Genomic DNA, 14,200 nt, shown 5'->3' with positions numbered 1-14,200 from the left:
GGGGGCGCGCGTTCGCCGGACGGCTCGCCGCCGCGCACCCCGTCGGCGCGGCGTGGCCCGGCTGGCTGCGCCCCGACACGATCGTCTGCCGCTGCGAGGAGACCGCCTGCGGGACCCTCCTGCGCGCCGCGGACGGCGCGGCCGCCGGCTCGGCCCCCGCCGTCAGGCTCGGCACCCGCGCCGGGCTCGGCCCCTGCCAGGCCCGCGTCTGCGGCCCCGCGGTCGCCGAACTGCTCCGCGGCCGGGCGGGCGGGAGCGACCCCCACCGCCGGCCCGTCGCCCAGCCCATCCGGCTCGGCGAGCTCGCGGACCCTCCAGTTGACACACCCGACAAGAAAGAGAGCGCCCGATGAGCGACAGCAAGCCCCTGAGCCTCGGCGGCGTCATCGTGGCGACGGCCCTGCCCTACCGCGAGGACGCCGCCGCCCCCGCCGGGCTCGCTGTCGACCACGACCGCTACGCCGAGCACTGCCGCTGGCTCGTCGACAACGGCTGCCGCGGCGTCGGCCCGAACGGGTCCCTCGGCGAGTACTCCTCGCTGACCGACGACGAGCGCCGCCGCGTCGCCCGCACCGCCGTCGAGGCGGTCGGCCGGGACGGCGTCGTCGTGGTCGGCGTGCACGGCCCCGGCTCCCACCAGGCCCGGCACTGGACGCAGATCGCGGCCGAGGACGGCGCCGACGGCGTGCTGTGCCTGCCGCCCACCATGTACCGGGCCAACCGCGGCGAGATCATCGCGCACTTCGAGGCCGTGGCGTCCGTCGGCCTGCCGGTCATGGTCTACAACAACCCCATCGACACCAAGGTCGACCTCACCCCGGAGCTGCTCGCCGAGATCGCGCAGATCGACGGCGTCGTGGCGGTCAAGGAGTTCTCCGGCGACGTCCGCCGCGTGCTGGAGATCCGGGAGAGGGCCCCGGGCCTGGAGGTCGTCGCCGGCGCCGACGACGTCACCCTCGAAGCGCTGCTGATGGGCGCGACGGGCTGGTTCGCCGGCTTCCCCAACGTCTTCCCGGCCGAGTCGGCGCTGCTGTACGAGCTGGCCACCGCCGGGAAGCTGGAGGAGGCCCGCGCCCTGTACGAGCCGCTCGTCGCCGCGTTCCGCTGGGACTCGCGCACCGAGTTCGTCCAGGCGATCAAGCTCGGCATGGAGCAGGTCGGCCGGTACGGCGGCCCCTGCCGCCCGCCGCGCGGCCCGCTCGTCCCCGAGCACCGCGCCGCCGTCACCGCCGACATGGACCGCGCGATCGAGGCCCTCGCGCGGCGGCGGGCCGCCTGATGCGCTCGGCCCGGTCGATCAGCGCGGTCGACTCCCACACCGAGGGGATGCCGACGCGCGTCGTCACCGGCGGCGTCGCGCCCATCCCGGGCGCCACGATGGCCGAGCGGCGCCGCCACGCCGTGCGGCACCTGGACGGGCTCCGCCGCTTCCTGGTGGACGAGCCGCGCGGCCACCCCGCGATGAGCGGGGCCCTGCTCCAGCCGCCGACCCGCCCGGACGCCGACTGGGGCGTCGTCTACGTCGAGGTCAGCGGGTTCCTGCCGATGTGCGGGCACGGCACCATCGGCGTCGCGACCGTCCTGGTCGAGACCGGGATGGTGGAGGTGACCGAGCCGGAGACGATCGTGCGGCTGGACACCCCGGCCGGCCTCGTCGAGGCCCGGGTCGCGGTCCGCGACGGCGTCGCCGAGCACGTCACGCTCCGCAACGTCGCCTCGTTCGCGCTCCGGCGGGACGCGGTGGTGGCGGTGCCCGGGCTCGGGGACGTCCGCTACGACATGGCCTACGGCGGCAACTTCTACGCCATCACCGACCTCGAGCCGCTCGGCCTGCCGTTCGACCGGGCCCGCAAGGAGGACATCCTGCGGGCCGGGCTGGCGATCATGGAGGCGATCAACGCGACCGACCGCCCCGTCCACCCGGCCGACCCGCTGATCGGAGGCTGCAAGCACGTCCAGTTCCTCGCGCCCGGGTCGGACGCCAGGCGCTCGCGCAACGCGATGGCCATCCATCCGGGCTGGTTCGACCGGTCGCCGTGCGGCACCGGCACCTCCGCCCGCATGGCGCAGCTGCACGCCCGGGGCGAGCTGCCGCTGCACACCGAGTTCGTCAACGAGTCGTTCATCGGCACCCGGTTCACCGGGCGCCTGGTCGGCACCGCCGACGCCGGCGGCCTGCCCGCGGTGATCCCCGAGTTCACCGGGCGGGCCTGGATCACCGGCACCGCCACCTACCTGCTCGACCCCGCCGACCCCTTCCCCGAGGGCTTCGTCCTCTGAGAGGGACCGGCCGGCTCTTCCCGAGCCCTTCACGGCGGCCCTGACCGCCGCGTCACACCCACCCTGCACCAGTCGGGAGGGACCTCCATGTCCCAAGCCATGCCCAAAACACGACCACCGCGGGGCCCTGCCGGGTCCGCGCTGTTCACCCGGGCCGGGGTCTTCCGCCTGAAACCCGTCGACTCCTCGGAGGAGGAGACCCCGGGCGGCCTGCGCCGCACCATGGGGCTGTGGCAGCTCGTCGCGCTCAGCCTCGGCGGGCTCGTCGGCGCGGGCGTCTTCTCGCTCGCCGGCGTCGTCGCCCACGACGACGCCGGGCCCGGCGTGATGATCTCCTTCCTGATCGCCATCATCGCCAGCGCCGCCGCCGCGCTCTGCTACGCCGAGTTCGCCGGCACCATCCCGAAGGCCGGCTCCGCCTACACCTACTCCTACGCCGCGCTCGGCGAGGCGATCGGCTGGGCGATCGGCTGGGACCTGCTGCTGGAGTACACCGCGATCGTCGCCGTCGTCGCGATCGCCATCTCCGGCTACCTGTCCTACATCCTCGACCAGATCGGCCTCGACATCCCGGACTGGGCGATCGGCGCGCCCGGCACCGGCGCCGGCCACAAGGTCGACCTGTTCGCGGCGCTGCTGTGCCTGCTGCTGGCGTTCGTGCTGTCGCGCGGGACGAAGGAGTCCGCGCGGTTCGAGACGATCCTCGTCGTGGTCAAGCTCGCGATCGTCGCGCTGGTCATCGTCGCGGGAGCGTTCCACGTCTCGGCCGGCAACTTCAGCCCGTTCCTGCCGTTCGGCATCGGCGGCGCCGTCGCCGGGGCCGCCACCACCTTCTTCGCCGTCTACGGCTACGACGCCATGAGCGCGGCGGCGGAGGAGAGCGCCGAGGCCAAGAAGGTGCTCCCCAAGGCGATCGTCATCTCGCTGGCCATCGCCGCGGTCATCTACCTCCTGGTCTGCATCGTCCTGCTGGGCATGCAGGACTACCGGCAGATCGACGTCAAGAGCCCGTTCTCCAGCGCGCTCGCCTCGGTCGGCCTGACCGGTCTCGGCACGGTCGTCGCGGTCGGCGCCGTCGTCGGCATCACCACCTCCGCGCTCGCGAACATGCTGGCGGTCACCCGCGTCTGGTTCTCGATGAGCCGCGACGGCCTGCTGCCCGCCTACTTCGCCCGCAACCACCCGCGGCGGCAGGTCCCGACCCGCGTCATCTGGCTCGTCGGGATCGGCTCGGCGGTCATCGCGGGCCTGCTGCCCATCAAGGAGGCGGCCGACCTCACCAACATCGGCATCCTGATGGCGTTCATCGTCGTCGCGATCGCCGTCATGGTGATGCGCCGCACCCGCCCCGACCTGCCGCGCTCGTTCCGCACCCCCTGGGTGCCGGTGGTGCCGCTCGTCGGCATCGCCTTCTCGATCTGGCTGATCGCCAACCTCGACTGGATCACCTGGGTCCGGTTCGCGGTGTGGATGGTGCTCGGCCTGGTCGTCTACGCGCTGTACGGGTACCGCAACTCGGTGGAGAACCGGGCGCCGCGGTCCGCCCGCACGGCCCCGAACACCGAGGACGAGGGGAGCACCTCATGACACCCGACCAGGCCGTTTCCGCGGCGGTCGCCGCCGCTCCGGGCTGGGCCGCGTCGCCGCCGGCCGAACGCGCCGCCCACCTGGCGGCGGTCGCGGACGCGCTGGAGGCCGCCCGCGGCGAGCTGGTCGCCCTCGCCGACGAGGAGAGCCGCCTCGGCGAGGTGCGCCTCAACGGCGAGCTGACCCGCACCACGTTCCAGCTGAAGCTGTTCGCCGAGCAGGTCCTTGAGGGCGCCCTCCACGACGCCCGCATCGACCGGCCCGACCCGGACTGGCCCACCGGGCCGCGCCCGGACCTGCGCCGCTGCCGGACGGCCGTCGGCCCGGTGCTGGTGTTCGCGGCGAGCAACTTCCCGTTCGCCTTCAGTGTCGCCGGCGGCGACACCGCGTCGGCGTGGGCGGCGGGCTGCCCCGTCGTGGTCAAGGCGCACCCCGGCCATCCCCGCCTGTCGCGCCGGACGGCCGAGGCGATCGCCGGCGCCGGGCTCCCAGACGGCGTGTTCGCCCTCATCGAGGGCGAGGACGCCGGAGTCGAGGCCCTGCGGCATCCCGGCGTCGCCGCCGCCGCGTTCACCGGCTCCCAGCGGGGCGGCCTCGCCCTCGCGAGGATCGCGGCGGAGCGGCCGGTCCCGATCCCGTTCTACGGCGAGATGGGCAGCGTGAACCCGTCCGTGGTGACGCCCCGCGCCGCCGAGGCCCGCGCCGAGGAGATCACCCGGGGGTACGCGGCGTCCCTGACGCTGGGGGCCGGCCAGTTCTGCACGAACCCCGGCCTGCTGTTCGCGCCGCCCGGACTGGCGGAGGGCATCGCGGCGCGCCTGCGCGAGGCCGCCGGGGCGCCGATGCTCAACGAGCGGATCAGCTCCGGATACCTGGCCGCGGCGGGCAGCCTGGGCGCCCGGCCGGGCGTGCGGCGCCTGGTCTGGCCGCAGGAGGAGGACGCGCTGACCCCGCGCCTGCTCACCATGGACCTGGCGGCGTTCCAGGCCGACATCGACGCCGCGGCGGAGGAGTGCTTCGGGCCCCTCGGCCTCGTCGTCACCTACGAGCGCCTCGCCGACCTCGCGGGCGTCGTGGCGGCGCTGCCCGGCCAGCTCACCTCCTCGCTGCACGCCGAGCCGGAGGAGGCCGGCGAGCTGGAGGCGCTCGCCGCCGTGCTCGCGGGCCGGAGCGGCCGCGTCCTGTGGAACCAGTGGCCGACCGGCGTGTCCGTCACGCACGCGATGCAGCACGGCGGGCCGTACCCGGCCACGACGGCGCCCTCCACCACCTCGGTCGGCACGGCCGCCACGGAGCGGTTCCTGCGGCCCGTCGCGTACCAGAACTGGCCGCAGGACCTGCTGCCGCCGCCGCTGCGCGACGACAACCCGTGGAAGGTCCCGCAGGCCGTCCGGTGAGACCGTCCTCGGTCCGCCGCGCGCGGCGGACCGAGGACGCTCGGGCGGTCAGCCCACCCAGACGGTCTTGGCGTTGCAGAACGCGCGCATGCCGTCGGCCGACAGCTCGCGCCCGTACCCGGAGCGCTTCACGCCGCCGAACGGCAGCTCCGGGTAGGACGTCGTCATCCCGTTGATGAAGACCTGCCCGGCGTCCAGCTCGTTCGCGAACCGCTCCCGCTCGCCGTCGTCGCGCGTCCAGGCGTTCGAGCCGAGCCCGAAGCCCGTCGCGTTCGCGACCTCGACGGCCTCCGACACCCCGCTCACGCGCAGCAGCGACGCGACCGGGGCGAAGACCTCCTCGTGGTACATCCGCATCTCGGGCGTCACGCCGGAGACCACCGTCGGCGGGTAGTACCACCCGGGGCCGTCCGGGCGCTCGCCGCCGCACAGCACGCTCGCGCCCTTGCCGACCGCGTCGGCGACGAGCTCCTCGACCTCGGCGCGGCCCTCCTCGCTGACGAGGGGGCCGACGTCGGTCGCCTCGTCCATCGGGTCGCCCACCCTCTTCGCGCGCATCCGCTCGACGAACAGCCGCTCGAACTCGTCGGCGCAGCCGGTGTCGACGATGAACCGCTTCGCCGAGATGCAGCTCTGCCCGTTGTTGAGGCAGCGGGACTCCGCCGCCGTGCGCGCCGCGGCCTCCAGGTCGGCGGACGGCATCACCACGAACGGGTCGCTGCCGCCGAGCTCCAGCACGGTCGGCTTGATCTCGTCCCCGGCGATGGCGGCGACCGACCGCCCCGCGGGCTCGCTGCCGGTGAGCGTCGCGGCCTTCACCCGCGGGTCGCGCAGCACCCGCTCGACCTTCGCCGAGCCGATCAGCAGCGTCTGGAACGCGCCTTCGGGGAACCCGGCGCGGCGGAACAGGTCCTCCAGGAACAGCGCCGTCTGCGGGACGTTCGAGGAGTGCTTCAGCAGCCCGACGTTGCCCGCCATCAGCCCGGGGGCCGCGAAGCGGATCACCTGCCAGAGCGGGAAGTTCCACGGCATGACCGCCAGCACGGGCCCGAGGGGCTGGTAGCGGACGTAGGCGTCCCACGCGTTCACGTCCGCCGGGTCGGCGGGGCGCCGGTCGGCCAGGAACTCCGCCGCGTGCTCGGCGTAGTAGCGGCACGCCTTCGCGCACTTGTGCGCCTCCGCCACCGCCGCCTTGTGCGTCTTGCCCATCTCGGTGGTCAGCATGGCGCCGATCTGGTCGGCCTCCCGGTCGAGGACGTCCGCCGCGGCCTTCATCCACTCCGCCCGCCGCTCCAGGGGGACCGTGCGGTAGGAGGCGAACGTGTCCGCCGCCCGTGCGACGCGCCGGTCGACCTCCTCGTCGGTCAGCGCGTCGAAGGTCTTCTCGACCTCGCCCGTCGCGGGGTTGGTCGTGGCGATCGTCGTCATGTCGGAATGCTCCCTGGGTGTCCGGCTCGTTACCCGGGACGTGCCCGAGGCGGCCCGCAGGAAACGCCCGCGCGGACCGGTGCTCAGCCGGGGATCACGCACACCGGCGAGGGGACGCGCAGGGGCGGCCCCACCGGCGCCGGGACGCCGTCCGGCCCGATCCGGAAGGTCGCGACCGCGTCGCTGCGCTCGTTCGCCACGTGCATCCACTCGCCGTCCACGTGCAGGTCGCGCGGCCAGTGCCCGCCGGAGGGGACGTCCGCGACCGGCGCCAGCGCCGCGCCGCCGTCCAGCACCCGGTGGGCCGTCACCACGTCCGTGCCGCGCATGGAGGTGTAGACGTACCGGCCGCCGTCGCCGAGTTTGATCGCCGCGCCCTGGGCGGCGCCGCCCGCCGGCCCGGCCGTCGCGGGCGACTCCGCCACGACCTCCAGGCCCGCGTACCCGCCGGCGGGGCTCAGGACGAGGACGGACGCGGCGAGCTCCGCCAGGACGTGCACGTGCCCGCTCGGGTGGACGGCCAGATGCCGCGGCCCGCACCCGGCCGGAAGGGCCGTCTCCCCGGCGAGCCGCAGGGCGCCGCCCTCGACGCGGAAGGACCGCACGAGGTCCGCGCCCAGGTCGGTCGCCAGGATCGTCCCGTCGGGGGCGTGGACGGTCATGTGGGCGTGCGGGCCCTCCTGTCGGTCGGCCCTCGGCCCGCCGCCGTGCCCCTCCACCACGTCCGGATCCCCGGCGAGACCGCCGTCGGGACCCAGCGGGTAGGCCCGGACCGTCCCGGACCCGTAGTCGGCGACGAGGAGGCGCCCGCCGTCCGGCGACACGGACAGGTGGCAGGGCAGCGCCCCCGCCTCCCGTGCCCCGATCTCCCTCAGCCGCGGGCCGGCCGCGTCGTAGGCCGCGACCCCGCCGCGGTCCTCCTCCCGGACCGCGTACAGGACCTTCTTCACGGGGTGGACGGCCAGGTAGGAGGGGCAGACGGCCTCCACCGCGAGTTCGGCCGCCCGCAGCGTCCCGTCGGCCTCCCGCGCGACCCGGTAGATCCCGGCGCCGCCGCCGGCCGCGCCGGTGTACGTGCCCACCCAGAACGCCCGCTCGCCCACCAGCGACTCCCCTCCGAACGCGATCCGCCCGCCCCGGGGCGGCCGAGGGCGAGCCTAGCCGCCCCGGGGCGGGTGATGATCGCCGGCAGCGGCGCCCCCCGCGAGCCCGCCGTGGCCCGCGGCGAGGCGGGCGCGCAGCCGCCCGGCGGCGCTCAGGACCGCCTCCCATTCGGCGTCGGTGGCGTCAACCTGCCGGTGCGCGGTGAAGGAGGGGTTCAGCTCCACCCTCCGGTCGCCGGCGTGCCGGCGGACGGCGGCGAGCATCCCTGGCACCGGGTCGTGCCCTCGCGCGCGGGCCATCCCGGCGAGCACCTCGTCGAGCGCGGCGGCAGGGTCCGCGTCCGGCACGGTGACCGCGCCCTCGCAGCGGGCGACCTGCTCCTCGTACCGGTCCCCCCAGAACTCGACGCGCCAGCCGGGCCACAGCCCTTCCAGTTCCGGCACCAGCCCGGTGCCGTGGTGGCTCAGCCAGGCGCCTGCGGTGCGGGCGGCGGCGTCCACGTGCAGCCCGCCGGAGGGGATCGTCCCGAGATCCAGCCGCGGCCGTCCGCCCGCGGGCAGCCGCTCCAGCAGCCCGGGGCCCTGCCAGGCGGTGTGGACCTCCGAGAACAGCGGGTAGGCGGTGACCCGGCCGGCGGCGCGGACGGTGAGGAGGTGCACCTCCCACTCCAGGTCGGCCTCCGCCTCGCCTGGAAGGTCGCGCTCCTCCTCGTCGGGGCGGCGGACGACCGCGCGGTCCACACCGGCGGCCGCGGCGAGGTCGCCGATGCCGTCGTAGGCCCACCGCACCGTCCAGCCCGGCCAGGTCAGCGCGAGCAGCGAGAGATAGGCCCGCTTGCAGGGCACCTCCGCCGTCAGCTGGTCGCCGTAGAACATCAATCGCCGGGTCGTGTGGTCGACGACCGCGCCGCCCTCCGCCCACCCGTCGTCCAGCCAGTCGCGGGCCGGGTCGTCGAGGCGTTGCTGGGCGGAGATGAAACGCCCGGCCGCGGCCGGGCCCGCGGCCAGCACCGAGCACACGCTGTCGGCGGCCCAGTGGGAATAGTGCAGCCGCAGGCCGTTTCCGTCGATGAGGGCGAAGTTCGCGCGGGCTCCCATGGGCGGGACCCTAGCGCCGGAGCCCGCCGGGTGGCGGCCCTAGGGCGGATCGCTGCGCGCGCGGGGACGGCCCTGATACGGTCACGCGCGGTCGAATCTATGATCGCCGTGGGAGCGGCGCGGTGCCCGGGGGACGTTCGGCGCCCGCCCGCGGGGGTACGCCCCCGCCCCCACGAGGAGATGAGAGAGGCAATGGCTGATATCACCGAGTCGCCCGAATGGACCGCGCTGGCCGAGCACCAGGCGGCGATCGCCGGGCGGCACCTGCGCGAGCTCTTCGCGGAGGACCCGGGGCGCGCCGACCGGATGACCGTGACCGCGGGGGACCTGTACCTGGACTACTCCAAGCACCGCGTCACCGGCGAGACCCTGACGCTGCTCACGGCGCTCGCCGAGCGGGCGGGCCTGCGCGCCCGGATCGAGGCGATGTTCGGCGGGGAGCACATCAACGTCAGCGAGGACCGCGCCGTCCTGCACACCGCGCTGCGGCTGCCTCCCGGCGAGGCCCTGACGGTGGACGGGCAGGACGTCGCGGCCGACGTGCACGCCGTCCTGGACAGGATGGCCGACTTCGCCGGCCGCGTCCGGTCGGGGGAGTGGACGGGCTCCACCGGCAAGCGCATCACGACCGTCGTCAACATCGGCATCGGCGGCTCCGACCTCGGCCCCGCCATGGCCTACGAGGCGCTGCACGACTTCGCCGACGCGGGCGTCTCCTGCCGGTTCGTCTCCAACATCGACCCGGCCGACATCCTCGGCAAGCTCGCCGGCCTCGACCCCGAGCAGACGCTGTTCGTCGTCAGCTCCAAGACGTTCGGGACGCTGGAGACCCTCACCAACGCCAAGGTCGCGCGGCGGTGGCTCACCGAGCGGCTCGGCGACGACGCCGTCTCCCGCCACTTCGTCGCCGTGTCGACCAACGCCGAGCGGGTCGCCGAGTTCGGCATCGACACCGCCAACATGTTCGGGTTCTGGGACTGGGTGGGCGGGCGCTACTCCTTCGACGGCGCCATCGGCCTGTCGCTGATGATCGCGATCGGCGGCGAGGCGTTCCGCGAGATGCTCGCCGGGTTCCGGGAGGTCGACGAGCACTTCCGCAGCGCGCCGTTCGAGGCGAACATGCCGGTGCTGATGGGCCTGCTCGGCGTCTGGTACACCGACTTCTTCGGCGCGCAGACCCGGGCCGTCCTGCCCTACAGCCAGCGGCTGTCGCGGTTCCCCGCCTACCTCCAGCAGCTCACGATGGAGTCCAACGGCAAGTCGGTGCGGGCCGACGGCGCGCCGGTCATCGCGCAGACCGGAGAGATCTTCTGGGGCGAGCCCGGCACCAACGGCCAGCACGCCTTCTACCAGCTGCTGCACCAGGGCACCCGGCTCGTGCCCGCGGACTTCATCGGCTTCGCCGAGCCGTTCGAGGACCGCGAGGGGATGCACGACCTGCTCATCGCGAACATGCTCGCGCAGAGCTCGGCGCTCGCGTTCGGCAAGACCGCCGAGGAGATCGCCGCCGACGGCACGCCCGCGGCGGTCGTCCCGCACAAGGTCATGCCGGGCAACCGGCCGAGCAGCACGATCCTCGCCCCGAAGCTCACCCCGAAGACCCTCGGCTCCCTCGTCGCGCTCTACGAGCACATCGTCTTCGTCGAGGGGACGATCTGGGGCATCGACTCCTTCGACCAGTGGGGCGTCGAGCTCGGCAAGGTCATGGCGATGGACCTCGCCCCGGCGCTCACCTCGCAGGAGCCGCCGTCGGACGCGCCCGACCCGTCCACCGGCGCGCTCGTGCGCAGGTACCGCGAGCTGCGCGGCCGCAGCGTCTGACCCGGCGGGTCCGGGACGCGCGGAAGGGCCCGCCGGTCGACCGGCGGGCCCTTCCCTTCGCCGTCAGGCGCGCGCCGGGCCGTCAGGCGCGCGCGCCGGGCACGGGCCCCTGGACCCAGCCCTGGGACTCCAGGACGGCGCGGAACTCGCCGTAGGAGATGAAGCCGTCGAGGTTGCTGTCCGCCCTCTCGAACCTGTCCTGCGTCTCGGCTCGCGTCCAGGACAGTCCGAGCTCTTCCAGCACGAGCGTGAACTCCATCAGGTCGAGCTTCTCGTCGCCGCCGAGGTCCCCGCGCGTGAACACGGCAAGCAGTTCGTCCCCGGTCGGTCTCGTCGTCATCTCGCTCCTCGTTCAGGTCCGAAGTTGACCCCGCATCATGTCAAACAGGTGTGGGCCGGCCCTAGGAGAAACGCCGCGGGAGGATGCCCGGTTCCCCGGTCAGCCCTCGCCCGTCAGCTCGGGGACGCGGTGGCGGTAGCGCTCCAGCAGCGCGGCGTTCACCTCGTCGCCGCCGGGGACGTTCGCGCTCGTCCAGCGCGGCGGCTCCACGCCGCGCGCCGCCGCCAGGTCGTCGAGGTCGGCGAGCACCCGCGCCCACGCGTACGCGGCGAGGACGGTGGAGACCGCCGCGGTGCGCGGCGCGCCCGCCGGATGCAGCACGTCCCCGGGCGGGACGCAGGTGTCGAGCACGATGGCCGCGTGGTCGGCGAGGGTCGTGTCGGTCCGCGCCGCCGCGCCCCGCGACGCCCGCGCCGACGTCACCGCGACGACCGGCACGCCCCGCGCCTCGCACTCCCGCGCGACCTCCACCGGGTAGGGGTTGCGGCCGCTGGTGGAGAACACCACCGCCACGTCGGGCGGGGCGGGCGCGGCCTTCTCGACCACGGCGCGCCCCACTCCGTCCCGCCGCTCGGCGCGGGTGCTGCGCAGCGCGTGGTCGAGCGGGAAGACGGCCGGGTCCCAGATCGGGCGGACGGCGGCGAGGCCCCCGGCCCGGTAGAACGTCTCGAACACCATCGCCAGGGAGTGCCCGGCGCCGGCGACGTGCACGATCCCGCCGGCCTCGATCGCGTCGAGGAGCAGGGCGGCCGCGTCGCCGGCCGCTCCGCCCGAGGTCGAGTCGAGGTCGTCGAGCAGGGAGCGCACCCTGGCGGGGAACCCCGAGGGCGCCGCGTCAGGCATTCGGCAGAGCCTCCTTCAGGATGCGGGCGAGGTCGTCCTCGCCGGAAGCGGCGCGCAGGCGGTCGGCGAGTCCGCCCGACAGCGCGCGCGCCAGCCCGGACAGGGTGCCGACGTGCGCGTCGGGGTCGGGCGTGCAGAACGCCAGCAGCAGGTCGACCGGGTCGTTGTCGGGATGGCCGAACTCGACGGGCCCGGCCAGCCGGGTCACGCCGACGCCTACGGCCAGGCCGCCCTCCTCGGGGCGGGCGTGGACGAGCGCGAGCCCCTTGGTCAGCACGATGTACGGGCCGTTCTCCTCCACCACCCGGACGCACGCCTCCGGGTAGCCCGCGCCCGCCGCGCCCGCGGCGACCAGGGCGGAGGCCGCCGTGCGGACGGCCTCCCGCCAGTCGCCCGCCGTCGCCCCGTCCGCCGCGGCCACGATCGTGCCCGGCGCGGCGGCCCCGGCGGCCGCCCCCTCGGAACGGGCCGTCACGAGAGCCAGCCCTGCTCGGTGAGGCGCTCCCTGAGCTGGGCCTCCAGGCCCTCCTTGTCCAGGAAGTCGCTGATGGTGATCACCACGGGCGCCAGGTCGGCGATCTCGCCGGTGTGCATGCCCTGGCCGATCACCACGTCGGGCGACATCCCGCGCGCCGTGGACACGTCGGTGTTCTCCACCCGGGCGTCCACGCCGAGCGAGCGCAGCGCGTCCTCGGCGGTCATCTTGAGCATCAGGCTGGAGCCCATGCCGACGCCGCAGACCGCGAGGATCTCCAGTTGCCGGTCCAGTGCCATGTCGTCCTTCTCTCCTCGTAGTGACGGTCGGGCCCGCGCGGACGTCCGGCGGGCCCTGCGCGGTCCGTCAGGCCTCCGCGGGGGCCGCGCTCTCGGGCGCCGCCGCCTCCTCCTCCGCCGCCCGGCGCTTCTCGGCCCGGCCGAGGAGCAGCAGGGTAGTGATCATCGCGCCGACCGCGACCGCGGGGACGAGCCAGATCGAGTTGCCGCCGACGACCGGGTCCGCGGCCTTCAGCAGCCAGCCGATCGCGTACCAGTCGGGGTCGGCGAGCGTCGCCAGCTCGGGCGCGGTCCGCTCGTACAGGCCCCAGGTGACGGCCTGCCCGACGGCGAGGATCAGCCCGGTGACGACGCCGCCGAGGACGGCGCCGCGCCAGCCCGCCACCACGTTGCCGAACAGCGCCGCCGCGCCGCCCACGAAGAACAGCATGATCATGGGCGGGGCGAGGGTGAACCAGCCGGCGCCGGCGAACACGCCGAGGCAGACCAGGAACACCACGGTCGACGAGACGAACCCGACCATGACGGCGGTCGGCGCGACGGGGAAGACGGTGGGCGCGTCGAGCGCGGGGCGGGTGCCCGGGATGACGCGGTCGCTGAACCCCTTGAACGCCGGGACGATCTCACCGAGGAACATCCGCACGCCGAACAGCAGGATCGCGATGCCGCCCGCGAAGCGCAGGCCCACCAGGACCGCCCACACCCACGGCGACAGCTTGTCGTCCATCTCGGCCGCGGCCTTGGCGACCACGCCGTGGTCGGCGAACGCGACCCCGACCAGCATGATCACGGTGATGATCAGCGCGGTGCTGACGTTGACGTCCTTGAAGAACGACAGCTGCCGGGGCAGCTTCAGCTTCTCGGTGTCGTGCTTGTCGCGGCTGCCGAGCGGGCGGGCCGCGTAGCCGGTGATCAGGCAGGCGAGCGAGCTGGTGTGCGCGAACCCGAACCGGTCGTCCGGCATGACGCGGCGCATCAGCGGGCGCATCCACAGCGGCTGCAGCGTCCAGTACGCGGCGACGAACCCGGCCCCGCAGAGCACGAGCGTGAGCTGGTCGGCGCCGGGCGCGATCGTCACCAGGGAGGCGACGGTGACCGTGCTGATCCAGAACATCAGGTGGCCGGTCAGGTACAGGTACCGGGCCGCGGGGAAGAGCCGCACGACCAGCACGTGCGCCAGGAACGCGACCGTGATCACCAGCGCGATCGTCCCGCCCTGGTCGGCGAGGAAGTCGGCGAGGGTGTTGTCGGCCTTCGGCGGCGTGGTCCCCATCGCGCTGGCGAGCACGGTCTGGAAGCTCGTCAGCCCGCCGGTGAAGACCTCGATGCCGATGAACAGGATGACCACGCCGATCGTGGCGCGCAGCGCCCCGGCGAAGACGTCCTCGAACCGCTTGCGCTGCAGGAGCAGGCCCGCCAGCGTGATGAGCCCGATGAGGATGGGCACCTGGCCGAACACGTTGTCGGCCAGGAAGGTGAGGATGTCCTTGATGACGTCCATGGTGAACTCGCCTCACATCTCGGGGGAT

14 protein-coding genes are annotated in these 14,200 nt (G+C 74.4%); 6 read left to right on the top strand and 8 right to left on the bottom strand.

Going from position 1 to position 14,200, the window contains the following annotated elements:
• From ABD944_RS39830 to ABD944_RS39810, 5 genes are all read left to right on the top strand, one after another.
• Window positions 1-353 (top strand): (2Fe-2S)-binding protein (locus ABD944_RS39830; protein WP_345186794.1); only part of this gene is annotated, 353 nt, incomplete at its 5' end.
• A complete protein-coding gene (locus ABD944_RS39825; RefSeq protein WP_345186790.1) occupies window positions 350-1,279 on the top strand; it encodes a dihydrodipicolinate synthase family protein in 930 nt (309 codons plus the stop codon). The genes ABD944_RS39830 and ABD944_RS39825, both read left to right, overlap by 4 nt.
• The gene (locus ABD944_RS39820; RefSeq protein ID WP_345186786.1) at window positions 1,279-2,280 is read left to right on the top strand and encodes a proline racemase family protein; all 1,002 of its coding nucleotides are present in this window, start codon (window positions 1,279-1,281) and stop codon (window positions 2,278-2,280) included. The genes ABD944_RS39825 and ABD944_RS39820 overlap by 1 nt, the downstream gene beginning before the upstream one ends.
• 87 nt (window positions 2,281-2,367) lie before the next feature.
• Entirely contained in the window at window positions 2,368-3,867 is a 1,500-nt protein-coding gene (locus ABD944_RS39815; protein WP_345186783.1) for an amino acid permease, read from the top strand.
• Complete coding sequence (locus tag ABD944_RS39810; protein ID WP_345186780.1) at window positions 3,864-5,264, top strand: aldehyde dehydrogenase (NADP(+)); 1,401 nt, start codon at window positions 3,864-3,866, stop codon at window positions 5,262-5,264. The genes ABD944_RS39815 and ABD944_RS39810 overlap by 4 nt, the downstream gene beginning before the upstream one ends.
• A 48-nt stretch (window positions 5,265-5,312) precedes the next feature.
• Here ABD944_RS39810 and ABD944_RS39805 read toward each other — a convergent pair whose 3' ends face one another.
• From ABD944_RS39805 to ABD944_RS39795, 3 genes are all read right to left on the bottom strand, one after another.
• Window positions 5,313-6,692, bottom strand: coding sequence for an NADP-dependent succinic semialdehyde dehydrogenase (locus ABD944_RS39805; RefSeq protein WP_345186776.1), 1,380 nt, complete (start codon window positions 6,690-6,692; stop codon window positions 5,313-5,315).
• Between the two features lie 83 nt (window positions 6,693-6,775).
• A complete protein-coding gene (locus ABD944_RS39800; protein ID WP_345186772.1) occupies window positions 6,776-7,795 on the bottom strand; it encodes a lactonase family protein in 1,020 nt (339 codons plus the stop codon).
• 54 nt (window positions 7,796-7,849) lie between these two features.
• Window positions 7,850-8,893 (bottom strand): hypothetical protein, encoded by a 1,044-nt coding sequence (locus ABD944_RS39795; protein ID WP_345186770.1) that lies wholly within the window; start codon window positions 8,891-8,893, stop codon window positions 7,850-7,852.
• Window positions 8,894-9,085: 192 nt separating this feature from the next.
• On the opposite strand from ABD944_RS39795, the gene pgi reads away from it, so the two are divergent.
• Window positions 9,086-10,714: a glucose-6-phosphate isomerase gene (gene pgi / locus ABD944_RS39790; RefSeq protein WP_345186768.1), complete on the top strand. Its 1,629-nt coding sequence runs from the start codon at window positions 9,086-9,088 to the stop codon at window positions 10,712-10,714.
• An 82-nt stretch (window positions 10,715-10,796) separates the two neighbouring features.
• Here pgi and ABD944_RS39785 read toward each other — a convergent pair whose 3' ends face one another.
• The 5 genes from ABD944_RS39785 to ulaA all read right to left on the bottom strand — a co-directional run bounded on the left by ABD944_RS39785 (window position 10,797) and on the right by ulaA (window position 14,172).
• Entirely contained in the window at window positions 10,797-11,054 is a 258-nt protein-coding gene (locus ABD944_RS39785; protein WP_345186766.1) for an EF-hand domain-containing protein, read from the bottom strand.
• Window positions 11,055-11,153: 99 nt separating this feature from the next.
• Entirely contained in the window at window positions 11,154-11,897 is a 744-nt protein-coding gene (locus ABD944_RS39780) for a sugar isomerase domain-containing protein (protein WP_345186764.1), read from the bottom strand.
• The gene (locus tag ABD944_RS39775) at window positions 11,890-12,372 is read right to left on the bottom strand and encodes a PTS sugar transporter subunit IIA (RefSeq protein WP_345186762.1); all 483 of its coding nucleotides are present in this window, start codon (window positions 12,370-12,372) and stop codon (window positions 11,890-11,892) included. The genes ABD944_RS39780 and ABD944_RS39775 overlap by 8 nt, the downstream gene beginning before the upstream one ends.
• Window positions 12,369-12,671 carry a PTS sugar transporter subunit IIB gene (locus tag ABD944_RS39770; protein WP_185024408.1) on the bottom strand — a complete coding sequence of 101 codons (303 nt, stop codon included), beginning with the start codon at window positions 12,669-12,671 and terminating at the stop codon, window positions 12,369-12,371. The genes ABD944_RS39775 and ABD944_RS39770 overlap by 4 nt, the downstream gene beginning before the upstream one ends.
• Before the next feature lie 67 nt (window positions 12,672-12,738).
• Window positions 12,739-14,172 (bottom strand): PTS ascorbate transporter subunit IIC, encoded by a 1,434-nt coding sequence (gene ulaA / locus ABD944_RS39765; RefSeq protein ID WP_345186758.1) that lies wholly within the window; start codon window positions 14,170-14,172, stop codon window positions 12,739-12,741.
• Window positions 14,173-14,200: the final 28 nt, after the last annotated feature.

It is taken from the genome of Actinomadura verrucosospora, from assembly GCF_039540335.1.
GTDB lineage: Bacteria > Actinomycetota > Actinomycetes > Streptosporangiales > Streptosporangiaceae > Spirillospora > Spirillospora verrucosospora.
Note: the sequence above shows the minus strand (reverse complement) of the source record. Positions and strands in the feature narration are given on the sequence as shown.

Excerpts from the sequence above, each read along its gene's own strand:
- ABD944_RS39825 (WP_345186790.1), top strand. The coding sequence starts at position 350 with ATGAGCGACAGCAAGCCCCTGAGCCTCGGCGGCGTCATCGTGGCGACG.
- ABD944_RS39820 (WP_345186786.1), top strand. The coding sequence starts at position 1,279 with ATGCGCTCGGCCCGGTCGATCAGCGCGGTCGACTCCCACACCGAGGGG.
- ABD944_RS39815 (WP_345186783.1), top strand. The coding sequence starts at position 2,368 with ATGTCCCAAGCCATGCCCAAAACACGACCACCGCGGGGCCCTGCCGGG.
- ABD944_RS39810 (WP_345186780.1), top strand. The coding sequence starts at position 3,864 with ATGACACCCGACCAGGCCGTTTCCGCGGCGGTCGCCGCCGCTCCGGGC.
- ABD944_RS39805 (WP_345186776.1), bottom strand. The coding sequence starts at position 6,692 with ATGACGACGATCGCCACGACCAACCCCGCGACGGGCGAGGTCGAGAAG.
- ABD944_RS39795 (WP_345186770.1), bottom strand. The coding sequence starts at position 8,893 with ATGGGAGCCCGCGCGAACTTCGCCCTCATCGACGGAAACGGCCTGCGG.
- pgi (WP_345186768.1), top strand. The coding sequence starts at position 9,086 with ATGGCTGATATCACCGAGTCGCCCGAATGGACCGCGCTGGCCGAGCAC.
- ABD944_RS39785 (WP_345186766.1), bottom strand. The coding sequence starts at position 11,054 with ATGACGACGAGACCGACCGGGGACGAACTGCTTGCCGTGTTCACGCGC.
- ABD944_RS39780 (WP_345186764.1), bottom strand. The coding sequence starts at position 11,897 with ATGCCTGACGCGGCGCCCTCGGGGTTCCCCGCCAGGGTGCGCTCCCTG.
- ABD944_RS39770 (WP_185024408.1), bottom strand. The coding sequence starts at position 12,671 with ATGGCACTGGACCGGCAACTGGAGATCCTCGCGGTCTGCGGCGTCGGC.
- ulaA (WP_345186758.1), bottom strand. The coding sequence starts at position 14,172 with ATGGACGTCATCAAGGACATCCTCACCTTCCTGGCCGACAACGTGTTC.